24 protein-coding genes and 1 pseudogene are annotated in these 22560 nt (G+C 65.4%); 18 read left to right on the top strand and 7 right to left on the bottom strand.

Going from position 1 to position 22560, the window contains the following annotated elements; translation table 11 throughout:
* Positions 1-103: 103 nt before the first annotated feature.
* The 12 genes and pseudogenes from G6N67_RS00315 (at position 104) to G6N67_RS00260 (ending at position 13196) form a co-directional block, all read left to right on the top strand.
* On the top strand, positions 104-1576 hold the full coding sequence (locus G6N67_RS00315) for an aldehyde dehydrogenase family protein (RefSeq protein WP_036438269.1): 1473 nt from the start codon (positions 104-106) through the stop codon (positions 1574-1576).
* On the top strand, positions 1573-2781 hold the full coding sequence (locus G6N67_RS00310; protein ID WP_036436244.1) for a CaiB/BaiF CoA transferase family protein: 1209 nt from the start codon (positions 1573-1575) through the stop codon (positions 2779-2781). Before G6N67_RS00315 ends, G6N67_RS00310 begins: the two co-directional genes overlap by 4 nt.
* A 72-nt stretch (positions 2782-2853) precedes the next feature.
* Positions 2854-3342, top strand: a pseudogene (locus tag G6N67_RS00305) (DNA-binding protein); the annotation flags it as partial.
* Positions 3339-3542 carry a thiolase C-terminal domain-containing protein gene (locus tag G6N67_RS00300; RefSeq protein WP_110798554.1) on the top strand — a complete coding sequence of 68 codons (204 nt, stop codon included), beginning with the start codon at positions 3339-3341 and terminating at the stop codon, positions 3540-3542. The pseudogene G6N67_RS00305 and the gene G6N67_RS00300, both read left to right, overlap by 4 nt.
* Positions 3532-4329 (top strand): MlaE family ABC transporter permease, encoded by a 798-nt coding sequence (locus G6N67_RS00295; RefSeq protein ID WP_036436249.1) that lies wholly within the window; start codon positions 3532-3534, stop codon positions 4327-4329. Before G6N67_RS00300 ends, G6N67_RS00295 begins: the two co-directional genes overlap by 11 nt.
* 9 nt (positions 4330-4338) lie before the next feature.
* Positions 4339-5196 carry an MlaE family ABC transporter permease gene (locus tag G6N67_RS00290; RefSeq protein WP_036436251.1) on the top strand — a complete coding sequence of 286 codons (858 nt, stop codon included), beginning with the start codon at positions 4339-4341 and terminating at the stop codon, positions 5194-5196.
* 15 nt (positions 5197-5211) lie between these two features.
* Positions 5212-6489, top strand: a complete 1278-nt coding sequence (locus tag G6N67_RS00285) for an MCE family protein (protein ID WP_036436253.1) — start codon at positions 5212-5214, stop codon at positions 6487-6489.
* Positions 6486-7511 carry an MCE family protein gene (locus tag G6N67_RS00280; protein WP_036436256.1) on the top strand — a complete coding sequence of 342 codons (1026 nt, stop codon included), beginning with the start codon at positions 6486-6488 and terminating at the stop codon, positions 7509-7511. Before G6N67_RS00285 ends, G6N67_RS00280 begins: the two co-directional genes overlap by 4 nt.
* Complete coding sequence (locus G6N67_RS00275; protein WP_036436258.1) at positions 7511-8596, top strand: MCE family protein; 1086 nt, start codon at positions 7511-7513, stop codon at positions 8594-8596. Before G6N67_RS00280 ends, G6N67_RS00275 begins: the two co-directional genes overlap by 1 nt.
* The gene (locus G6N67_RS00270; protein WP_036436261.1) at positions 8596-10089 is read left to right on the top strand and encodes an MCE family protein; all 1494 of its coding nucleotides are present in this window, start codon (positions 8596-8598) and stop codon (positions 10087-10089) included. Before G6N67_RS00275 ends, G6N67_RS00270 begins: the two co-directional genes overlap by 1 nt.
* Entirely contained in the window at positions 10086-11456 is a 1371-nt protein-coding gene (locus G6N67_RS00265; RefSeq protein WP_036436262.1) for an MCE family protein, read from the top strand. Before G6N67_RS00270 ends, G6N67_RS00265 begins: the two co-directional genes overlap by 4 nt.
* Positions 11457-13196 carry an MCE family protein gene (locus tag G6N67_RS00260; RefSeq protein WP_036436264.1) on the top strand — a complete coding sequence of 580 codons (1740 nt, stop codon included), beginning with the start codon at positions 11457-11459 and terminating at the stop codon, positions 13194-13196.
* Between the two features lie 70 nt (positions 13197-13266).
* On the opposite strand, the gene G6N67_RS00255 is transcribed toward G6N67_RS00260, so the two are convergent.
* A complete protein-coding gene (locus tag G6N67_RS00255) occupies positions 13267-13773 on the bottom strand; it encodes an Rv2253/PknI dimerization domain-containing protein (RefSeq protein ID WP_036436267.1) in 507 nt (168 codons plus the stop codon).
* 197 nt (positions 13774-13970) lie between these two features.
* Here G6N67_RS00255 and G6N67_RS00250 point away from each other — a divergent pair, with 197 nt between their 5' ends.
* Positions 13971-14360, top strand: a complete 390-nt coding sequence (locus G6N67_RS00250; RefSeq protein WP_036438273.1) for a hypothetical protein — start codon at positions 13971-13973, stop codon at positions 14358-14360.
* 40 nt (positions 14361-14400) lie between these two features.
* On the opposite strand, the gene G6N67_RS00245 is transcribed toward G6N67_RS00250, so the two are convergent.
* The 3 genes from G6N67_RS00245 to G6N67_RS00235 all read right to left on the bottom strand — a co-directional run bounded on the left by G6N67_RS00245 (position 14401) and on the right by G6N67_RS00235 (position 16730).
* On the bottom strand, positions 14401-14829 hold the full coding sequence (locus tag G6N67_RS00245; protein WP_036436270.1) for an Rv2576c family protein: 429 nt from the start codon (positions 14827-14829) through the stop codon (positions 14401-14403).
* A 3-nt stretch (positions 14830-14832) separates the two neighbouring features.
* Positions 14833-15303 carry a hypothetical protein gene (locus G6N67_RS00240; RefSeq protein WP_036436272.1) on the bottom strand — a complete coding sequence of 157 codons (471 nt, stop codon included), beginning with the start codon at positions 15301-15303 and terminating at the stop codon, positions 14833-14835.
* 134 nt (positions 15304-15437) lie between these two features.
* On the bottom strand, positions 15438-16730 hold the full coding sequence (locus G6N67_RS00235) for a cytochrome P450 (RefSeq protein WP_036436274.1): 1293 nt from the start codon (positions 16728-16730) through the stop codon (positions 15438-15440).
* A gap of 191 nt (positions 16731-16921) precedes the next feature.
* Here G6N67_RS00235 and G6N67_RS00230 point away from each other — a divergent pair, with 191 nt between their 5' ends.
* The 5 genes from G6N67_RS00230 (at position 16922) to G6N67_RS00210 (ending at position 20098) form a co-directional block, all read left to right on the top strand.
* On the top strand, positions 16922-17527 hold the full coding sequence (locus G6N67_RS00230; protein ID WP_036438275.1) for a TetR/AcrR family transcriptional regulator: 606 nt from the start codon (positions 16922-16924) through the stop codon (positions 17525-17527).
* Positions 17528-17716: 189 nt separating this feature from the next.
* Entirely contained in the window at positions 17717-18451 is a 735-nt protein-coding gene (locus tag G6N67_RS00225) for a hypothetical protein (protein WP_051578959.1), read from the top strand.
* Positions 18448-19200 (top strand): hypothetical protein, encoded by a 753-nt coding sequence (locus tag G6N67_RS00220; protein ID WP_051578960.1) that lies wholly within the window; start codon positions 18448-18450, stop codon positions 19198-19200. Before G6N67_RS00225 ends, G6N67_RS00220 begins: the two co-directional genes overlap by 4 nt.
* A gap of 6 nt (positions 19201-19206) precedes the next feature.
* On the top strand, positions 19207-19809 hold the full coding sequence (locus G6N67_RS00215; RefSeq protein WP_036436277.1) for a cytochrome c oxidase subunit 3 family protein: 603 nt from the start codon (positions 19207-19209) through the stop codon (positions 19807-19809).
* 4 nt (positions 19810-19813) lie between these two features.
* Positions 19814-20098, top strand: coding sequence for a cytochrome C oxidase subunit IV family protein (locus G6N67_RS00210; RefSeq protein WP_036436279.1), 285 nt, complete (start codon positions 19814-19816; stop codon positions 20096-20098).
* 75 nt (positions 20099-20173) lie between these two features.
* On the opposite strand, the gene G6N67_RS00205 is transcribed toward G6N67_RS00210, so the two are convergent.
* The 3 genes from G6N67_RS00205 to G6N67_RS00195 all read right to left on the bottom strand — a co-directional run bounded on the left by G6N67_RS00205 (position 20174) and on the right by G6N67_RS00195 (position 22557).
* Positions 20174-21319 carry a thiolase family protein gene (locus G6N67_RS00205; RefSeq protein ID WP_036436281.1) on the bottom strand — a complete coding sequence of 382 codons (1146 nt, stop codon included), beginning with the start codon at positions 21317-21319 and terminating at the stop codon, positions 20174-20176.
* Positions 21316-21759, bottom strand: a complete 444-nt coding sequence (locus G6N67_RS00200) for a Zn-ribbon domain-containing OB-fold protein (RefSeq protein WP_036436283.1) — start codon at positions 21757-21759, stop codon at positions 21316-21318. The genes G6N67_RS00205 and G6N67_RS00200 overlap by 4 nt, the downstream gene beginning before the upstream one ends.
* Before the next feature lie 81 nt (positions 21760-21840).
* On the bottom strand, positions 21841-22557 hold the full coding sequence (locus G6N67_RS00195; RefSeq protein WP_036436286.1) for an enoyl-CoA hydratase/isomerase family protein: 717 nt from the start codon (positions 22555-22557) through the stop codon (positions 21841-21843).
* Positions 22558-22560 lie beyond the last annotated feature (3 nt).

Genomic DNA, 22560 nt, shown 5'->3' with positions numbered 1-22560 from the left:
TAGCCAATCTAGCTTTCCCTTGTGTTCTCAAGTTGCGAATGTATGATTCGCCGGTGATGAGAATGAAGTTTCCATCACACTGTGGAAATCGCTGAGGAGGATGATGCAGGAAACGCCCACCATCGCGGAGGAACGGCAGGTTGACCGGAGGCTGTTGATCGGCGGAGAACTGCGCGAAACCCCGCGGACGTTTCCTTCCGTCAACCCGGCAACCGGGGACGTCCTCGGGTATGCGCCCGACGCCACCGTCGCCGACGCCGAGGCAGCCGTCGCCGCGGCCCGCCGCGCCTTCGACACCACAGATTGGTCGACCGACACCGAACTGCGCGTGCGGTGCCTGCACCAGTTCCACCGGGCGCTCGTCGAACATCGCGACGAACTGGCCGCGCTGACCACCGCCGAAGTGGGTGCCACCGCGGCGCTGTGCGCGGGCGCTCAGCTGGACCAGCCGATCGACATCGTGCGGTACTACGCCGAGCTCCTGGCGACCTACCCGCTCACCGAGGATCTCGGCAACATCTCCAGCCGCGGCATGCGGCACCACCGATGGGTCGAGAAGGAGGCCGCGGGCGTGGTCGCCGCGATCATTGCCTACAACTACCCGAACCAGCTCGCGCTGGCCAAGCTCGCACCCGCCTTGGCGGCCGGCTGCACCGTGGTGCTCAAGGCCGCTCCTGACACGCCGCTGATCACGCTGGCGCTGGGCGAGCTGATCGCCGAGCACACCGACATCCCGCCGGGTGTGGTCAACGTGCTCTCCGGCGCCGATCCCGAGGTCGGTGCGGTACTGACCACCAGCCGTGACGTCGACATGGTGACCTTCACGGGTTCCACCCCGACCGGGCGGCGCATCATGGCCGCAGCGAGCGAGACCCTCAAAAAGGTGTTCCTCGAGCTCGGCGGCAAATCGGCCGCGATCGTCCTCGACGATGCCGACTTCAACACCGCGGCACTGTTTTCCGCGTTCAGCATGGTGACGCACGCGGGCCAGGGGTGTGCGCTGACCTCGCGCCTGCTCGTGCCTGCCAAACACAAGGACGAGATCGTCGAACTGGTCAAGACCAACTTCGGGCACGTGCGGTTCGGCGACCCGACCGATCCCAAGACTTATATGGGGCCGCTGATCAGCGCGAAGCAGCGCGACAAGGTCGACGGCATGGTCAAGCGTGCCGTCGAGGCCGGGGCCACCCTGGTCACCGGCGGTGAAAAGGTCGACCCCGGCTTCTTCTACACGCCGACACTGCTGGCCGATGTCGATCCCGACAGCGAGATCGCCCAGGAGGAGGTCTTCGGCCCGGTGCTGGCCGTCATCGCGTACGAGGACGACGACGATGCCGTGCGGATCGCCAACAACTCGATCTACGGCCTGTCCGGTGCGGTGTTCGGCAGCGAGGATCGTGCCCTCGCGGTGGCCCGCCGGATCCGAACCGGAACGTTCTCCATCAATGGCGGCAACTACTTCAGTCCCGACAGTCCGTTCGGCGGCTACAAGCAGTCGGGTATCGGCCGGGAGATGGGCACCGCGGGCCTCGAGGAGTTCCTGGAGTCGAAGACGTTTGCGCGGGTGCTGTCATGAGCGGCCCGCTGAAGGGCATCCGCGTCCTCGAGGTCGCCATGTACGGATTCGTGCCGTCGGCCGGTGCGGTGCTCCGGGAGTGGGGTGCCGACGTCATCAAGGTCGAGCACGCCGTCACCGGCGATCCGCAACGCGGACTGCGCCAGACCGGACCGCTGCGGGTCGAGGGCGACCCGAACCCGAACATCGAACACGCCAACCGTGGCAAGCGCAGCATCGGGCTGGACATGTCGATCCCGGAGGGCAGAGAGATTCTGGTCGAGCTCGCGCGTCGTGCCGACGTGTTCCTCACCAGCTTCCTGCCCGGGCACCGGGAGAAGTTCGGCATCGACGTCGACGACATCCGCGCGGTGAACCCGGACATCATCTACGCGCGCGGCAGTGCGTTGGGCCCGCGCGGCGAAGAATCGGTCAAAGGCGGCTACGACATGACCGCGTTCTGGTGCCGGGCAGGCACCGCCGCCACGATCACCCCGCCCGGCATCGAGGGCATGATCGGGCCGCCGGGCCCCGCCTACGGCGACACCATCTCCGGAACCAACCTCGCGGGCGGGATCGCCGCGGCCCTGCTCAAACGGGAACGCACGGGTGAGCCGTCCGTCGTCGACGTTTCGCTGCTCGGCAGCGGGCTGTGGGCGATGGGGCATACATTCGCGCTGACGTCACACCTGAATCAGCTCATGGTGCAGCCCCCGCCGGGCGTGCATGGTTCACCGATCAATCCGCTGGTGGGGCTCTACGCCACCGCCGACGATCGCTACATCTCGTTCGTCATGATGCAGCCGACCAAGTTCTGGGCCGACGTGTGCAGGCACATGGATCTCGAGCAGTACCTCGACGATCCCCGGTTCGCCACCGCCGAGGGTTTCGCCGAGAACACCCCGGCCGCCGTCGAGATCCTGACCGAGGCCATGAAGAAGCGCACACTGCCGGAATGGAGCGAGCGGTTCGCGACGCTCGCCGGACCGTGGGCGCCCGTGCAGGACACGCTGCAGGCCGCCCAGGACGCCCAGATCCGGGCCAACGAATACTTCGTCCGCGCAGGTGAACTGGAGTTGGTGGCCAATCCGGTGCAGTTCGACGTCAGCGCACCCTGCACGGGAGCCGCTCCCGGGTTCGCCGAGCAGACCGATGACATCCTGGTCGAACTGGGCCTGGACTGGGACCGCATCATCGAGCTCAAGACGGCCGGCGCCGTCACTTAGGCCGGATTCGACATGCCGCACATCGCGTCCATCGGAACGTACCTGCCGTGCTGGGGTGCCGAGCATCGCCGGACCGCCGGAGCGAGTTCTGGCTTGTTTGCGCTCGCGGCACTCGCCGAGTCCGATAGCATCGGCCCCCTGGTCGCCGTTGAGCAAGCCAGCTTGTCAGGCATCACCGTCGCGAGTGGGGAGACGCAGGTGATCCGGTGCGAACGGGGTGCACGCCCGGTATCGGAGGGTGCCGTGACGCGGGGTGCCGATCTGCAGATCTCACCGGCGGCCTACGAACGCGCTTTCGAGGCCAAAGTTCGTTGGGGGGCAGGCAAATACGCTGACAGCGACGGTATGGACCTACCGCTGCGCAACCGCGTCGACGACAGTTGTGCCTTGAGCGCCGACCACGAGTTGACGCCGTTGCCGCGCACGGGCACGGTGTATACCGAAGTCACCGTTGAGATTCCGGTGCCGGGACTACGCAGCCCAGATTCACCGGTGATCGTCGAGCTCGTGCGGTCCGGCGCGCCCGGTTACGGATACGCCTTCCAGCCGGAGGCGGCATGAGGAAAGCCATGCAGGCCTTCGGCATGGCGGGACTCATGCCGGCCGATGTCGATGTCGCCGAAGTGCGTGACTTCATCAGCTACGAGGAGCTGGGTTTCGCCGAATGTTTCGGCGCGCACAGACCCGGCGAGAGCGAGACGCGAAGCGTCGGTGATGCGCGCATCGCGGTGACAGTCCTGGAGGCGCCCGATGGCGGATAGATGGCTGCCGGGAATCTCGCTCGGCCGCAACATGTCCGGCGTCATGCAGGCTGTCGGGGCGCTGTTCTCGATGTCGGCGGACGCGATCCTGTTCGCGTTTCGCCGGCCGTTTCAGGGCCGCGAGTTCCTCGAACAGTGCTGGTTCGTCGCGCGCGTTTCCATGGCCCCGACGCTGCTGGTGGCCATCCCGTTCACGGTGCTGGTGAGCTTCACCCTCAACATCCTGTTGCGGGAGCTGGGCGCCGCCGACCTGTCCGGCGCAGGCGCCGCGTTCGGCGCGGTGACTCAGCTCGGACCCATGGTCACGGTGCTGATCGTGGCAGGGGCCGGTGCCACCGCGATGTGCGCAGACCTCGGCTCCCGCACCATCCGCGAGGAGATCGACGCCATGGAAGTGCTGGGGATCAACCCGGTGCAGCGGCTGGTCACGCCGCGCATCCTGGCCTCGGGTCTGGTTGCGTTGCTGCTCAACAGTTTGGTGGTGATCATCGGCATCCTCGGCGGCTACGTGTTCTCGGTGTTCATCCAGGACGTCAACCCGGGCGCGTTCGCCGCCGGGATCACGCTGCTGACCGGGGTGCCCGAGGTCATCATCAGCTGCGTCAAGGCCGCGCTGTTCGGGCTGATCGCCGGAATGGTGGCCTGCTACCGGGGTTTGACGATCGTCGGAGGCGGCGCCAAGGCCGTGGGTAACGCGGTCAACGAAACAGTCGTGTACGCATTCATGTCACTGTTCGTGGTCAACGTGGTGGTGACCGCCATCGGCATCCGGATGACGACGGGTTAGGCGGCCGCGATGGGAACCATGACGATCCTGCGGTCCACGTACCCACGGTTGACCCGGCAGTTCAACAAACCGGTCTCGCTGTTGGGCCGCATCGGCGACCACACGTTGTTCTACGCCAAGGCCATCGCGGGCACGCCCCACGCGGCGCTGCACTACCGCAAGGAGCTCGTCCGGCTGATCGCCGAGATCTCGATGGGCGCCGGGACATTGGCGATGATCGGCGGAACCGTGGTGATCGTCGGGTTCCTGACGCTGGCCACCGGCGGTGTGCTGGCCATCCAGGGGTACAGCTCGCTGGGCAACATCGGCATCGAGGCACTCACCGGGTTCCTGTCGGCCTTCATCAACGTGCGGATCGCAGCACCCGTCGTCGCGGGGATCGGACTGGCCGCGACGTTCGGTGCCGGTGTGACTGCGCAGCTCGGGGCGATGCGCATCAACGAGGAGATCGACGCGCTGGAGTCGATGGCGATCCGGCCGGTCGAATATCTCGTGAGCACGCGGATCGTCGCGGGCATGATCGCGATCACGCCGCTGTACGCGATCGCGGTGATCCTGTCGTTCCTGGCGTCCCAGTTCACCACCGTGGTGCTGCTCGGGCAGTCCGGTGGTCTCTACGACCACTACTTCGACACGTTCCTCAACCCCATCGATCTGTTGTGGTCGTTTCTGCAGGCCGTGTTGATGGCGATCACCATCCTGCTGATCCACACCTATTTCGGCTATTTCGCCAGCGGTGGCCCATCCGGAGTCGGGGTGGCGGTCGGCAACGCGGTGCGTACGTCGCTCATCGTCGTGGTGTCGGTGACTCTGCTCGTGTCGCTGTCGGTGTACGGCTCCAACGGAAACTTCAACCTGAGTGGCTAGCGGGCGGGAGACACAGTGACACGACACATCGGCCCGGGCCCAGCCCACCGGTCCGAAACCGCGACCTCGGCGGTACCCGTCGCGGCGCGTCCCGGCCGCAGCTTCGGTGCGCGCGGCTACGCAAGGCCGCTCGCCGGCCTGGGAACCGTGGTCGCGGTCGGGCTGATCATCGCGCTGGCCGTTGCGCTGTTCCGCGGCAGCTTCACCAAAACGGTTCCACTGACCGTGATCTCCGATCGCGCCGGGCTGGTGATGAACGCGGACGCCAAGGTGAAGATGCGCGGCGTCCAGGTCGGCAGGGTCGAGTCGATCGAGTCGCGCCCGGACGGAACGGCTGCGCTGCATCTCGCGATGGATCCGGCGCAGATGAAGTTGATTCCCCAGGACGTCAAGGTCGACATCGCGTCCTCGACGGTGTTCGGGGCCAAGTTCGTTCAACTGGCCGCCCCGGACAACCCGTCTGCCAAACCCATTCAGCCCGGGCAGGTGCTGCGCGGTGACCACGTCACCGTCGAGATCAACACCGTGTTCCAACAACTCACGCAGGTGCTGGACAAGATCGACCCCGTCAAGCTCAACGAGACCCTCGGCGCCATATCGTCCGCGTTCTCCGGACGCGGCGAGAAGATGGGCAAGACCGTCACCGACTTCGAGGCCCTGCTGGCCAAGCTCGAACCGAGCCTGCCGAATCTCTCGCACGACATCGAGTCGATGGCTGCGGTGTCGAGCGCTTACGGCGACGCGGCGCCCGATCTGTTGCGCACTGTCGACAACACCAACAAACTCAGCGACACGCTCGTCGACCAAGAGCAGAATCTCGACGCCTTTCTCATCAGTGCCATCGGCCTGGCCGATGTCGGCAACGACGTCATCGGCGGCAATCAGCCGGCGTTGAGCAAGACCTTGGAGCTCCTGGCGCCCACCACCGATCTGCTCAACGAGTACTCGCCTGCGCTCAAATGCGCGCTGCAGGGCATGGTCACCGTCAAGAACCAGCCGCCGGCAATGGATCCGGGCATCGTTGTCCAGTTGGCGTTCACGCTGGGCATCGAACGCTACCGGTACCCGCAGAACCTGCCCAAGGTCGCGGCCAAGGGTGGACCACACTGCATGGGGTTGCCCAACGTCGGCTTCGGCAACCGGACGAAATACCTTGTCACCGACACCAATGCCAACCCCTGGCAGTACGGCAACCAGGGCATCCTGCTCAATTCCGACGGTCTCAAGCAGATGTTGTTCGGGCCGCTCGACGGCCCGCCGCGCAACACCGCACAGATCGGACAACCGGGATGAACCGCGGCAGAAGCACATTCCTGAAGTTCGGGGCGTTCGCGATCGTGATGGCGGTCCTCACCGCGTTCCTGTTCATGACGTTCTCCGAGTATCGCGGTGGCACGTACTCGTCCTACTCGGCGGTGTTCAAGGATGCCTCGCGGCTGGAGGCCGGGGATTCGGTGCGCGTCGCAGGCGTCCGCGTGGGCACGGTCAAAAGTGTGTCGCTGCAACCGGACAAGTCGGTGCTGGTCGAGTTCGACACTGATCGAAGCGTCGCGTTGACCACCGGTACCAATGCCGCCGTGCGGTACCTGAACCTGGTGGGCGACCGCTACCTGGAGTTGCTCGACACGCCCGACTCGACCCGGTTGCTGGCAGCGGGTTCCCAGATCCCGGTGGACCGCACCCAGAGTGCCTTGGACCTGGATCTGCTGCTCGGTGGCCTGCGTCCGGTGATCCAGGGGCTCAACCCCCAGGACGTCAACGCGCTGACCTCGTCACTGGTCAACATCTTTCAGGGCCAGGGGGACACCCTGGATTCGTTGATGAGCAAGACCTCGTCGTTCTCCAACACCCTGGGTGACAACAACGAGGTCATCCAGCAGCTGATCGACAACCTCAACGATGTGGTGGGCACGCTCGACAGGGACGGCAACAAGTTCTCGGCCACCATCGACCGGCTGGAGAAACTGATCAGCGGTCTGTCGGAGGACCGCGATCCGATCGGCACTGCGATCACCTCGATCGACAACGGCACCGCGTCCGTTGCGAACCTGCTCACCCAGGCACGCCCGCCGCTGGCCGGCACCGTCGACCAGCTGAACCGGTTGGCGCCCTTGCTCGATGACAACAAGGCCGTGTTGGATCGGGGCCTGCAGAAGGGCCCGGACAACTACCGCAAGATGGCTCGGCTCGGGTCGTACGGCAGCTGGATCATGTACTACGTGTGCGGTATCAACCTGCGCGTCTCCGACCTCCAGGGCCGGACCGCAGTCTTCCCCTGGCTCAAGCAAGAAGGCGGGAGGTGCGCAGAGCCCTGATGCTCAAGTACCGCGAATCCAATCTCGTCAAGGCCGGTTTCATCGGCGTGGTGCTGATGGTGCTCGTGATCGCCATCGGGCTGCAGCCCGAGCGGTTGACGCAATGGGCCGGGTCGGTGCGCCATCACGCGTTGTTCACCGAAGCCGGCGGCATCACCGTCGGAAACGACGTCACCCTGTCGGGCATAAAGATCGGCTCGGTCACCGATGTGTCGCTGCAGGACGGCGATGCGTTGATCACCTTCACGACCGAGGGCAAGCAGCAGCTGGGCTCGCTGACGTCGGCACACATTCGCACCGGGTCGTTGCTCGGCGAGCGGGTGCTCACGTTGGAGTCCGAAGGCAGCGGCACCTTGCGCTCGACCGACGTGATCCCGACGTCGAGGACGTCGTCGCCCTATTCCCTGACCGATGCCGTCAGTGAATTGACCACCAACACCGCGGGTACCGACACCACGTCGCTCAACCAGTCGCTGGACACCCTCGCGGCGACGATCGATCAGGTGGCCCCGAAGCTCGGCCCGACGTTCGACGGCCTGAGCCGGCTGTCGAAATCGATCAACGGCCGCAACGAGAGCCTGGCCGGCCTGCTCAAGAGCGCCGCCGACATGACCGGGATCCTGTCGCAGCGCAGTCAGCAGCTGAACACGTTGATCCTCAACGCAAATGACCTGCTCGGTGTGCTCAACGACCGGCGCCAGGCGATCGTGGACCTGTTGGCCAACACGTCCGCCGTGGCAGAGCAGCTGTCCGGGCTGGTCGCCGACAATGAGCAGGAACTTGCGCCCACCCTGGAGCGGCTCAACCGCGTGACCGAGATTCTCGAGAAGAACCGCGACAACATCAACAAGATGCTGCCCGACATGAAGAAGTTCTGGCTCGCGCAGGCCGAAACCCTGGCCAACGGTCCGTACTACAACGCCTTCGTGCCAAACCTGTTGGTGAGCCAGGCTGCCCTGCAGCCGTTCCTGGACTACGCGTTCGGATTCCGGCGCGGTGTCAACGCCGGGCAGCCGCCGGACACCGTGGGACCGCGTGCCGAACTACCGTTGCCCTACAACGGAATTCCCGGGGGAACGCGTTGATGAACCGCAAACGGGTGACGACGGGGCTCGCGGTGGGCCTGGTGGCGCTGCTGGTGGCGGGTGCGGCAGTCCTGGTGCGCCAGTTGTATTTCGCACCGAAGACCATCTCCGCATTGTTCACCTCGGCCACCGGCATCTACCCGGGTGATGACGTGCGGGTCTCCGGCGTCAAGGTCGGCACCATCGAATCCGTCAAACCGGAAGGCACCCAAGCCAGACTGGTCCTCAAGGTCGACCCGAGCGTGCCGATTCCCGAAGACGCCAAGGCGGTGATCGTCGCCCAGAATTTGGTCGCGGCGCGGTACGTTCAGCTCACCCCGGCCTACCGGTCAAGCGGCCCCAAGATGGCGGACAACGCGGTCATCGGCCTCGATCACACCGCGGTACCTGTCGAATGGGATGAAGTCAAAGAACAGCTGATGCGGTTGTCCACCGACCTGGGCCCCAAGAACGGGGTGGACGGCACGTCGGTGTCCCGGTTCATCGACAGTGCCGCCAACGCCATGGACGGCAACGGAGAAAAGCTGCGCGAGACCATCTCCCAGCTGTCGGGGGTGGCTCGCATCCTCGCCGAGGGCAGCGGCAACATCGTCGACATCATCAAGAACCTGCAGACCTTCGTCACCGCACTTCGGGACAGCAATGTGCAGGTGGTGTCCTTCCAAAACCGGTTGGCCACGCTGACCAGCGTCATCGACGGAAGTCGTTCGGATCTCGATGCTGCGCTGAAGAACCTGTCCACGGCCGTCGTCGAGGTACAGCGGTTCGTCGCGGGCAGTCGGGACAAGGCCTCCGAACAGGTGCAGCGGCTGGCCAACGTCACGCAGATCCTCGTGGACAACAAGTTGAACGTGGAGAACCTGCTGCACATAACGCCCAACGCGTTGGTGAACGCCTACAACATCTACAACCCCGACACCGGCAGCCCGGTGGGCCAGTTCGTGTTGCACGGCTTTTCAAACCCGGTGCAGTTCATCTGCGGCGCCATCGGCGCAGTGGAGAACACGACAGCACCGGAGACGGCGAAACTCTGCGCCCAATACCTCGGCCCGGCGCTGCGACTGATGAACTTCAACAACATGCCGTTCCCGGTAGCGCCGTACCTGGCACCGTCGGCGAACCCGGAGAACCTGGTCTATTCGGAACCCGGCCTGGCACCGGGTGGTGGCGGTGGCTCACCGGAGGTGCCCGACATCCCGATCCCGCCGTCGGAGTCGGCCTACGTTCCTGGACCGGAGCCACCTCCACCGTTCACGGGCCGGCCGCCGGGCACGCCGCCGCCCGGTGCCCAGCAGATGCTGCCAGGTGCACCGCCGATAGTGCCGCCGAATGTGCCGTCGTCGTTGCGCGACATGCTCAATCCGGCAGGCGTGCCCGAGGGGCCCGCTCCCGGCCCGCTGCCGGCCGAGGCCCCGCTGGAACCGGCGGCAGGCCCGCCGCCGGCGGACGCACCCGCACCGCCACCTCCGGCTGAAGGGACACCACCGGCATGATCAGCGGAAGACGGCTGCGGTTGTCGGTCGCCGCGGGCTCCTGTGTTGCACTGACGGCCGGCGGATGCGCGTTCCAGGGCGTCAACTCGTTGCCGCTGCCCGGTGCCGTGGGGCGGGGGCCGGAATCCAGCGTGTACCACGTCGAAATCGGCAATGTCGCGACGCTGGAGCCGAATTCACCCGTGATGATGAACGACGTCGTGATCGGCAGCGTGCGCAGCATGTCGGTCAGGGACTGGCATGCCGACATCGAGTTCTCCGTGGAGCCGGGCGTCGTGGTGCCGGCCAACGTGGTCGCGAGCATCGGGCAGACCAGTCTCCTGGGTTCGATGCACCTGGCGATCAACCCGCCGCTCGGGAAAGACGCGGAGGGCAGCCTGCCGCCGGGGTCGACGATCCCGTTGAACAACGCCTCGACCTACCCGACCACCGAGCAGACGCTGTCCTCGCTGGCCACCGTCGTCAACGGCGGCGGCCTCGGCCAGGCCGGCGAGATCATCCACAACTTCAGCGCCGCCCTCAACGGTCGCGACACCGATTTCCGGCACCTGCTCACCCGGTTGGACACCTTCGTCGGAACCCTTGACGCGCAACGCGACAACATCGTGAACTCGATTCAATCGCTGAACCGGCTGGCATCGACCTTCGCCGGTCAGCGCGACGTCATCACCCGTGCCCTGGAGAAGATCCCGCCGGCGATGGATGTCCTGATCAAGGAACGGCCCCGGCTGACCACCGCCCTGCAGAAACTCGGAACCTTCAGCGACACGGCCACCAAACTGGCCAACGAGTCGCAGGACGATCTGGTGCGCAACCTGCGCAACCTCGAGCCGGCCCTCGCGGCGCTGGCCGACGTGGGACCGGAACTGCCCAGCGTCCTCGAATTCGCCGCGCATTATCCGTTCACCCAGAACTTCATCGATCGGGACATTCGCGGTGACTACTTCAACCTGTTCGCCACCATCGATCTGACCATTCCGCGGCTCAAGCGCAGCTTCATGCTCGGAACCCGCTGGGAGCAGGAGAACGCCCAGCTGGTTCCGGCCCCGGGCGATCCGGCGTGGCTGAACTACACCTATGACCCCCTCAAGACCGGTGTCAATCCGCCACCGCCAGACGCGTTTCCCCCGGCGGAGGCGCCCGTGGACACGGCTGGAGGACAGGAGGCGTTGCCCCCGCCACCACCACCGTATGCGGGGCCGATCGTGCCCGTCGCGCCGCCGGAGCCGTTGACCCTGCCCGGTTCACCTGCGCCGGCCGCTCCGCCCGCACCGGGATCGGCGCCTCCGATATTCGCCGGGCCCTATGCGGCTCAAGCCAATTCGTCTGCCAATCCACCAGCTCCGACGACAGGGGGTGGCGGATAAATGCTCACACGTTTTGTCCGGACCCAGTTGATTCTGTTCACCATCGCATCGATCGTGGGCGTGGCAGTCATGCTGTTCGCCTACATGCAGGTTCCGACACTCCTCGGCATCGGCCGGATCACGGTGAAGCTGGAGCTGCCCAGCACCGGTGGGCTCTACAAGTTCGGCAACGTGACCTACCGTGGTTCGCAGATCGGTAAGGTCACCGCGGTAGATCTGACCGCGAACGGGGCGGAGGCGACGCTGTCGCTGGATCGCTCCCCGAAGGTTCCCGCCGACCTGAAGGCCGCGGTCCGCAGCATGTCCGCGGTCGGTGAACAGTACGTGGATCTGTTGCCGCGCACTGATTCCGGTCCGTATCTGCACGACGGCTCCGTGATCTCGGTGGACAACACAGAGGTGCCGCAACAGGTCGGACCGATGCTCGATCAGCTCAGTGCCCTGGTGGACACCATCCCGAAGGATTCGCTGAGCCGGCTGCTCGACGAGTCGTACAACGCGTTCAACGGCACCGGCTACGATTTCGGATCGCTGCTCGACTCGGCGTCGACCATCACCGACGATGCGAACAAGGTGTCCGACCGGACCCGCGGGCTGATCGACGATTCCGGTCCATTCCTCGATGCGCAGGCACAAACCGGCGATTCGATCCGTACCTGGGCCGCCAGCCTGGCCGGCATCACCGGGCAGATGGTCACCGACGACGCGCAGTTCCGGTCGGTTCTGCAGAACGGACCCGGCTTCGCGCAGGAGACTTCTCGGCTGCTCGATCAGATCAAGCCCACACTGCCCGTGCTGCTGGCGAACATGACCACGCTGGGCCAGGTGCTGGTGACCTATCACGCGTCGGTCGAGCAAGTGCTGGTGCTCTTCCCGCCGTATGTGGCCCAGACCCAGACCTACCTTCCTGGCAACAACCCAACGGGTTTGCCCAACGGTGAATTCTCGCTGGGGCTGGGCGATCCGAACTCGTGCACGGTCGGATTTCTGCCGCCGTCGGCATGGCGGGCGCCGACCGATGAGTCTGTCATCGACACCCCGGACAACATCTACTGCAAGCTGCCGCAGGATTCTCCGATCGCGGTGCGCGGTGCCCGCAACTATCCCTGCATGGAGCACCCGGGTAAGCGCGCCCCCACCGTAGAACTGTGCAATGACCCGAATGGGTATCAGCCCCTGGCGCAACGTCAGCACACCCTCGGCCCCTATCCCTTCGATCCGAATCTGGTCTCGCAGGGGATTGCGCCGGACTCTCGAGTAGAACTGGACGACAACACTTTCGGGCCGCTGGAAGGTACAGCGCTGCCACCAGGGGTTGCGGTGGCGGGGCCGCCTGCGCCGCCGGAACCACAGCAGCCGCCCAGCTTCCCGGCGATGGGCCCTGGCGCGCTGCCGCCCGGCCCGGTGACGTTCGCCGAACCTCCGGTCCCGGGTCAGGCCCCGCCACCGGCCCCGGATCTGAACACCGTTCCGATGCCGCCCGCGGATTTACCGCGGGAGGTACCGGTGCCACACGGTCCGCCTGCGGGTACGCCGATCGATCCCTCGGCGCCACCGACGTCGATGGATCCGGTCCTCGCACCGTCGGGATTCTCCGGTGGTCAGCCGGGCGGACCGTCACTGGCGATCAGCAAGTACAACCCGCGCACGGGTGAGTACCAGGGGCAGGACGGCAGGCTCTACAAGCAGGCCAACCTCACGACCAAGGTGACGTCATGGCAGGACATGATGCCGATCTAGTTGTCTCCGAACGGAACCGGCCACAGGCTGGCGCCTGTGGCCGGTTCCCGTTGCAGTAGAAGCGGTTCGGCTAGATCTTCTTCATGTAAAAGGGTGCCCGGATGGCCGGCCACTGATTGCGGCCACAGGATCCACTGGGGCCGGTGGTCTGCTGTTCGCCGGTGTACTCGCTCGACGACAGGTCCACGTGGCCGTCGAAGCCCACCGGGTAGAGCTTGTAGATCTGCAGGCCTTCGATGGGCGTGCCGTCTGCGCAGAACCGCCATTCCGGGACGGTGCGCTTGACGTAGTACAGCCCGTTGACGGTGTAGATCGGGGCTGACCAGCCCTGGTCACTGGTGACGGTGCCCGCGCAGTCGGTGGGGGAGATGCAGTCGGTGCTCACCGTCCAGGTGGCTCGCTCTGAGGGCTGGTCTTCATAGCGTTCGTTGACCTTCGCCCAATCGCCGTTGACCGACGTGGCGTAGGTTCCGTTGATACCCCAGTTCTCATCGGCGCCGGCTGGCGCCGCGCCGAGGCCGATCAACGTCGCCGAGGCCACGACCGCCGCGGCCGCAATCCTTCTGGTTGCCGGCATGCAACAACTCCTCCGGTGCGGTAGTGCCGTTCTCAGAATAGGAGAATATCAGTCGCGACGGGGTCGCTTCAGTGATTCGGCGGACGTTTGCCGACGTCGCGAACCGCGTTCCGCACTGAGGTCGAAAGCGATGGAGTATTCTTCTTCGATACAGAGAATTTCGTTTTCAAGTGTGGGAAAGTGGCAACGTGCGTGTGATGGTGGCGGCGGCGGCCGTCTCAGCTATTGTCGCCGGAACCTTGGCTGCCCCACAGGCGAATGCCGGACCTCAAGCCTGCAATGACGCGTTCTGCGTTCCGGGTATCAGGCCGGACGTGGTGCTGGGATCCCCCTGCGACAACACCACCTACTTCGTATTCGGGGTGGCGCTGGCCGGACCCTCCATCCAGCCCGGTCGGCTGGTGTTCTGCGGATCGCCGCGGCGGTACGAGCCACGCTGGTTCCGCTCTCCGCCGTTGGCCGGAATCCGGGATGAGAACAGTCCGTGCCCGACCGAACTCAACATGGTCGCGCAGGCGCCGGACGGGTTGTTCCTCACATGCGTCCCGATGAACGGTGACGTGCTCTGGCGCCGCGGGGACACCTGAGGGCAACTGAGCCACCCGGCTCAGGTGTTGTGCGGGCTTTTCACCAGTTGCGGAGCGAGCACAGCGCGCCCTTGGGGCCGCTGTTGCTCTTCACGACGACCCCGTCGACCTCGAGGGTGCAGTTGAATCCGGGTAGCGGGATGTTCGGTGCATCGCCGCTCTGCACGGTCACCATCGCCCACGAATTCGGGTCGGCGAGCATGGTGTCATGGATCCACGGTTGGCTCGGGCCGATGTCGGCGTCGGCGCGCGGGCTGAACTCATACGGGTTGTGGCTGTAGTCGGACCAGCTCGGCGGGTCGACGTCGCGGTAGTAGATCGTGGCCCAGAACGGCGCATCGGCCGTCACGGTGTAGCGGACGTGATGCAGCACCGGCTCCTCGGCCACGGCCGGGGCTGCGGCCGTCAGTCCACCGCCGATCGACGTGAGCGCCGCTGTGGCCGCGGCGAAGGCTGATACGGCCCGCATCGATCACATCCTCGTCAAGGTGATGGGGTAGGTGAGCGAACCGCCCGGTGCGTTGTCGCATGCGGCGTCGAAAGTCGAAACCACTTCCCCGACCAGGGTATTGGCGTCCCAGCTGTAAACGTCGTGGGTGGGGATGGTGGGACCGTAATAGATGTCACCGCAGCGGAGCCCGAACGGGTCGTCGACGGTCACCGTGTAGCGACCGTCGACCAGATTGGCCTCGCGGGTGCTCTGCTGCGCCTTGGCGATCGGCCGGGGAACGAGCTCGATCTCGAGGCAGTCGTGCCGTTTCACGTTGTTCTCTCCCCGGCACGGGGCCAGGGCTGACAACACCCAGGTGTGAAAGTCTCTCCGGTCCGGTATGTGCAGGTCATAGTTGCCGAACGGCATGACGGCTGACGCGGGCGGGGCCAGGATGATCGCCACCGCCACCAGAGCGGTGCCCATGACCGTGCTCAGCAAACCGGATTTCACCGTGTCCCTCCATGATTCGCCCCGCTCGGCCGACTATAGAACGACATCACGCGAAGGCGAGGACGATCCGGAATATCACCTGCATCCGGCGAGAATATCATTCTCGCTTCGGAGGAGCGGTTCCGAACGCTCGGTCACCGCAGCGGAGTGAACGTGATGTTGAGTGCTGTCAGGCCGCGCAGGATGTAGGTCGGCTCGTAGGTGTAGCGCCGATCGTCGGCGGGGCCGTGATGCTCCTCGTCGATACCGATGTCGGCCATGCGATCGAGGATGCGTTCGATCGAGACCCGGCCCTCGACCCGGGCCAGCGGGCCGCCCGGGCAGCTGTGAACGCCACGGCCGAACGCGATGTGCTCGCGCACGTTCTTGCGATCGAGGCTGAACGTGTGCGGATCCTCGAACCGGATCGGGTCGCGGTTGACCGCACCCGGGCACACCATGAGCGTCGTACCCGCAGGCACGTCGACACCGCCGAGTTCGGTGTGCTTCTTGGCCAACCGGAACTGGCTCTTGACCGGGGCGTCCATTCGCAGTGCTTCCTCGACGAAGGTCGGGATTCGGCTCCGGTCGTCACGCAACGCCTGCTGGATGTCCGGCCGGTCGCCCAGTACGCGCAGCGACGCGGACAGCAGCTTGGTGGTGGTTTCCTGTCCCGCCGCGAAAAGGAATGTCGCAGAACGGACCACGTCGATCACCTCGGGCGTCGACCCGTCCGGGTATTTCGCGGTCGCCAGCGCGGTGAGGACGTCGTCGCGCGGATTCTCGCGGCGGTCCTCGAGGTAGCCGACGAACTTGTCGTCGAGCCAGGCCAGCGGGTTCATCGCGAGCTGGTCGCCCTCCAGTGAACCCACGATGGCACCAGGCCGGGGCGCGCCGAGCACATGCCGGAACTCGTCGTGGTCACTTTCGGGGACGCCGAGCAGGTCGGCGATCACCAGCAGGGAGAACGGTTTGGCGTACGCCGACAGGAACTCGCACTTGCCGTTGTCGATGAAGTCGTCGAGGCACTCGTCGGCGAGACGCCACATGAAGTCCTCGTTCTCCTTGAGACGGCGCGGGGTCAGCAACCGGTTCAGCAGCGAGCGCGCATCGGTGTGCTGCGGCGGGTCCATGGTGACCATGTGCTCGAACATCGGGAGTTCGGCGCGGTGTTTGTCGATCTGCTCGCTGATGTCGTCGCCCTCGGGCGTGAAGGGCAGCGGCGGGAACGGGCCGCCGACGGCGATGCACGACGAGAAGGTGTCGGTGTCCTTGAGCACCGTGGTGGCTTCTTCGAAGCTGGTGATCGCGAGCACGCCGTAGTTGGGTTCGCGCGCCACAGGACACTTGCTGCGGAGGTGGTCGAAGTACGGGTGCGGATCGGGCACCAGGGACTGATCGGTGAAGTAGTCGACCGTGTCGTAATCGGTTGTCCCGGCATCTGTCATGGTGTGCGCTGCCTCCCGAAATCTGCTTGCGCTGCGGTGGTTTTCGCGGCGGGCTGCACCGCGCGGACGGATTGAGACGAAAATGCTGAGCATCTGCTTAGCATGGCGGTAGAGTCGTGGTCAAGATCACGCGGCGTGGCGCAGCTACGATCTGCGTGGCAACGTGCGGTGGCGCAGGAGAGGGGATGGCCATGGGATCGGCGCGAAGGATCGGGGCGCCGGACGCCAAGAACCGGGTCGTGCTGCTCGACGCTGCCGAACAGTTGATGATCGACGAGGGGTATGCGGCGGTGACGTCGCGGCGCGTGGCGGACAAGGCCGGCCTGAAGCCTCAGCTGGTGCATTACTACTTCCGCACGATGGACGACTTGTTCCTCGAGGTGTTCCGCCGGCGGGCCGAGCAGGGGTTGGAAGCCCAGGCGCTGGCGTTGAACTCGGCGCAGCCGCTGTGGGCGCTGTGGCGGTTCGGCACCGATCCGAGTGCCACCAGGCTGACCATGGAGATCATGGGTCTGGCAAACCACCGGAAGGTGCTCCGAACCGAGATCGGCCGCTACGCCGAGAAGTTCCGTGAGGAACAGACGAAAGCCATGACCGCCGCGCTGCAGCGTTATGGCGTCGACGCATCCGAGGTGCCGCCCGTGGTGTGGACCGTGTTCGCCACGAGCGTGTCGCGCGTGATGGTGATGGAGCAGGCGCTCGGGATGTCGGCAGGGCATGCCGAGGTGATCGAATTCTGTGAAGGCTGGTTGCGGCGGCTGGAGGGCGAGCCGCAGCCCGTCGAGGTGTCGGCCTGAGCCGTCTGCCCCGGTCGGCGGCGCAGTCTTCGCGGGCTCACACGGAAACCGCATTCTCGAATTGTAGAACGATAATTACGTCAGTGGTACCCGGATTTGCATCCACCGTTGACGCGGTATAGCGCTCGGCGCTAGCGTCGAAAGTAGCCGATCGGCTAGTGGCAGGCGCGGGGAGGGACGAGCGATCCGATGAGTACCAGGGCCCAGTGGATCAGCTTGTGGCTCACGTTGTTCTTCGCCGGCGTGATGATCGTGGCGTTCTTCGCGTTTCCGGGCTTCCTGCCACCCATGTCGCCCCGTCTTCCCGCGGACGAAGTCGCAGCGTTCTTCGCCGCCAACGCCGCACGTATCCGGTTCGCCATGATCACGTTCAACCTGTGCGCCATCATGCTGATCCCGTTCTTCATGGTGATCGTGGTGCAGATCAAGCGGATGGCCACACCCAGTCACGTGCTGGCCTACAGCTACATCGGCGCGGTCTCCACCGGTGCGACGATGTTCGCGATCGCCGACATCCTGTGGCTCGTTGCGGCGTTTCGCCCCGGCCGCGACCCCGCGCTGGTCCAGTTGCTCAACGACATGGCCTGGCTGATCTTCATCGCGCCCGTCGGCATGTTCGTCGTACAGAACCTCTGTCTGGCCCTTGCGGTCTGGCTCGACGCAACCGAACGGCCGGTCTTCCCGCGGTGGGTGGCCCCGTTCAGCGTCGTCACCGCCGCGGCGATGACGCCCGCGGCGTTTGCGGTGGTGTTCCAGACGGGTCCGCTGGCGTGGGACGGCGCCGTGTCGTTCTGGCTGCGACTCGGCGCGTTCTGCGTCAACGTCGGGGTACTGTTCTGCGTGGTGTGGGCGGCGGTGAAACGGCAGTCCCTCGAAGACCGGGCGCTCCCGGAAACCTTTGCCGCCCAACCGGTGTCCCGATGACCGCGTCCCTCCCCGCCGTCGAGCGCGGCGAGCGCGTGCCGTGGCAGCGCCGGCCCAAGATCGACCAGTGGATCTGTTGGTGGACCATACCGGTCTTCTATGTCATCTTCGGGCTAATCTTCGTCGTCCTGACCCGGGTGATGCCGCCGCCGCGTCCCGACATCAATCAGGATCAGATCGTCGCGTTCTTCGCCGATCATGCGCCGACCATCCGGATCGGGTTCGCGCTGCTGATGTTCTTCATCGGATTCACCGGGGTGGCAAACGGTCTCATCGCGCTGCAGATCAAGCGCATGACAGTGGCCCCGGTGTTCGCGTACGGCTACATCGCGGCGCTCGTGGTCGGCGCCGTGCCGGGCTGTCTCATGGCGGCATTCTCGTTCCTCGCAGCCGCATTCCGCCCCGAGCGCGATCCGCACATCGTCGCGATGCTCTACGATCTCGCGTTGCTGTCGTTCGTGGGGTCACTGGGGTGCTTCTGCACGCAGAACATGGTGCTCGCGCTGGCGATCTTCCTGGACCGCAACGGAATCCTTCCCAAATGGCTTGCCTACATGTCGATCTGGATGATAGTCACCGAGCTCCTCGCCGGCCCGGTCTTCATCTTCACGTCGGGCCCGCTGGCGTGGAACGGGTCGATCAGCTTCTACCTGGGCACAGTGGTGTTCGTGGTCTGGCAGACCTCGATCATCTATCTGCTGTTCGTGACGATCAAACGCCAGTCACCCGACGAGCAGATCCAGGACTGAGGGCACATGACGGAAACCGGGCAGCTGGACGCCGAGGCAAGAACCGATGTCGGCACCCCGAAACCGCATCTGCCCAGCGACTCGAACATGTGGGTGTTCGTCCTCGGGGATCTGGTGATCTTCTCGGCGTACTTCGTCATCTTCATGGTTTACCGGGCCCGGCAGCCTGAGTTTTTCTTGGAGTCGCAGCGGCACCTGAGCATCAACTTCGGTGTCGCCAATACCCTGGTGCTGCTGGGCAGTTCGTGGTTCGTCGCGCGTAGCGTGCTGGCAACCCGCGACGGGCAGTACCGCAGAGCCATTCAGCTCACACTGTGCGGCGGGGCGTGCGGTGTGGTGTTCATGGCGATCAAGGCCTTCGAGTGGTCGGCGAAAATCGGTCAGGGGCTGACCTTTCCGAGCAACGACTTCTTCATGTTCTATTACCTGCTCACGGGCGTGCACCTGTTCCACGTCGCGCTCGGGTTGGTGTTCCTCGGCGTCAGCTGTGCCGAGCTGCGCAACCCGAAGGGCAGGCGGGTCACGCTGGTCGAAACCGGAGCCATCTACTGGCACCTGGTGGATCTGCTGTGGATCGTGATTTTCACCCTGGTCTACGTGATGAGGTGACGTTTTGACGACCCGGACCCGAACCGAAGGCCGGCTGATCACCTATGTGTGGCTGGCGCTGAGCGTGCTCACCGTGGCGTCCTGGTGGGTGGGCCCCGTCCGCGGGGACGCCACGCCGCAACCCAGTGTGCCGATCACCATGATCGTGCTTGTGCTGGGATTGGTGAAGTGCCGGCTGGTGTTCCGGTACTTCATGGAGATCCGGAGCGCGCCGCACTGGCTGCGCTGGGTCACCGACGGTTGGTTGCTGGTGCTGTGGGGCACCGTGCTCGCCATCTACCTGTGGTGATTCTTTCCGCGAGCAGACGCAAAAGTACCGTGTAACAGTGTTTTCCGGGTACCTGCGCGTCTGCTCGCGGAAAAACTAGAGGGACAAGATCGTCGCGGACGCCGTGCCGGGTGCGCCGTAGACCTGAGCCAGGCCGACGCGTGGGTTGCCGGGCACCTGGCGTTCGCCTGCCTCGCCGCGCAATTGGCGGACCAGCTCGTGCATCTGGCGCAGGCCCGACGCGCCTATGGGTTCGCCGTTGGCGATGAGCCCACCGTCGGTGTTGACCGGGATCGATCCGTGGATCTCGGTGGCGCCGTCGGCCAGCAGCTTCTCCTGCTCGCCGTCGGCACACAGACCGGTCTCGGCCATGTGGATGACCTCGGCGCCCGCGTCGGTGTCCTGCAGCTGGGCGATGTCGACGTCTTCGGGGCCGATCCCGGCTGCCTCGTAGGCGGCCTTGGCCGCGTACACGGTGGGTGACGGATCCTCGTCGAGCGGTGCTGAGGTCGCGTGTACCTCGTAGGCGCCATAGGTGCGGGTGCGGATCTCACTGGCGCGCACGTACACCGGTGTGTCGGTGTACTTGTGGGCGAGGTCGGCGCGGCACATGATCACCGCGGCCGCCCCCTCGTCGGGGGCGCAGAACATGTACTGGGTCAGCGGATAGTTCAGCACCGCCGAGCCGAGGATCTCGTCGACGGATATCTCCTTGCGGCGGAACGCGTTCGGGTTCAACATGCCGTTGCGGAAGTTCTTGTTGGCGACCCGGGCCAAAGTCTCCCGCGAGATGTTGTGCTTGTGGATGTAGTGGTTGGCCTTCATGCCGAAGAACTTGGTGGTGACGAATTGCCCGTTCTCGGCGTACCACTGCGGAAGCGCGAGCTTGGCCGGGTCGTCGGTGAACGCCCCGCGCGGGTGCTTGTCGAGGCCGATGGCGATGCCGATGTCGTACTTGCCGAGGCGGATGGTGTCGGCGGTCTGCTGGATCGCGCTGGCCGCGGTGGCGCACGCGTTGAACACGTTGGTGAACGTGATGCCGGTGAGGCCGACCAACCGGGTGACCGCATCGGGATTGGACACCTCGTAGCTGCCACCGAAACCGAATTGGATTTCTTTCCAAGCCATCCCGGCGTCGTCGAGGGCGAACTGGATGGCCTCGGCGCCCATCTGCATCGCGGTCTTGTCGAAGCGGCCGAACGGATGCAACCCGACCCCGACGATCGCAACGTCGTTGGTCATTTGCCGGACCCCGCCGGCTTGAAGGCGAATGTGACGACTTCGTTGCCGTCTTCGTCCGTCGTGAACGGAACCATGGTGAGTTCCACGTCCATGCCGAATTGCAATTTCGCGGGATCGTTTTCGGTGAGTCGGCCCTCTACGCGGATGACGTCGCCCAACTGCACGAGGCCGACACCGAATGGCACGAAGTCTTTCCCGGTCGGCCCCTTGTAAGGGGCGCCGGGAGGGAATCCCTGCGTGGTCCAGGCGATCAATGTGCCCTGGCGGGGGAGAAGAGCCTCGGCGGTGTTGGCACCGCTGCACCTGGGGCAGCGGGCCTGGGCCGGGAACGTGGTGGCCGAACAGTCGGCGCAGCGACTGCCGATCAGCTGTGGCTCGGCATCGGGCCACGTCGAGATGTCCGGTGCAAGGGCGATCTGATTTGACACGCCGCTGACGATATCCGGAAATGTAATTCTCGTCTAGTGAGAATCAATTGTCATCGCCGGGGTTTCACGTGGCCGACGCGTGCGTCTGATCGGCTACTTGCCCTTGTTCATCACCTTGTCGGCCGCGGCCCAGTGTTCGTCGGAAACCCAGAGCCGGGCGAAGGCGGCCACGGCCTCGGTGGTCGGTACGCCGTCGAGCACGCGCTTGATCTCGCCGGCCGGGCGGCGCGCGAGCTGGTGCGCTGTCGACCGCCACGCCGCGGCGAACTCGGCGCGGGGAACCACCTGGTCGATCAGGCCGATGCGCTCGGCCTCGACGGCGTCGAGCACGCGTCCCGTTCCGGCGAGCAGCAGCGCGCGGCTGCGCCCCACCAACCGTGCCAACCTCTCCGCACCGCCCCAGGCCGGCATGATCGCGAGCGAGATCTGGTTGAAGCCGATCTTGATGTCGTCGGCCGCGATGCGGATATCGGCCGCGACGGCGACCTCGGCGCCGCCGCCGAGCGCGTGGCCGTTGAGCGCGGCGATGACCGGCCCGGGAAACCCGGCGATCCGGTCACAGATCGAGCGCATCCGCCAGGCCATCGCGGACGCCTCCAATTCGGTTCGCAGCGTTGCCAATTCCTTGAGATCGCCGCCAGAGACGAACGCCCGGTCGCCGCCGCCCGTGATGACCAGAGCAGACGCGCCGACGGTCCCGTCCAGCGCCTTGTCCAGCGCATCCATGGTGTTCAGCGAGATGGCATTGCGGGCCTCCGGCCGGTCGATCGTGATGATCGCCAGTTCAACATCGGTCTCGAGGTCGACCATCGA

Source organism: Mycolicibacterium mageritense, assembly GCF_010727475.1.
In the GTDB taxonomy this organism is placed as follows: Bacteria; Actinomycetota; Actinomycetes; order Mycobacteriales; family Mycobacteriaceae; genus Mycobacterium; species Mycobacterium mageritense.
This window is presented reverse-complemented; position numbering and strand designations above follow the sequence as displayed.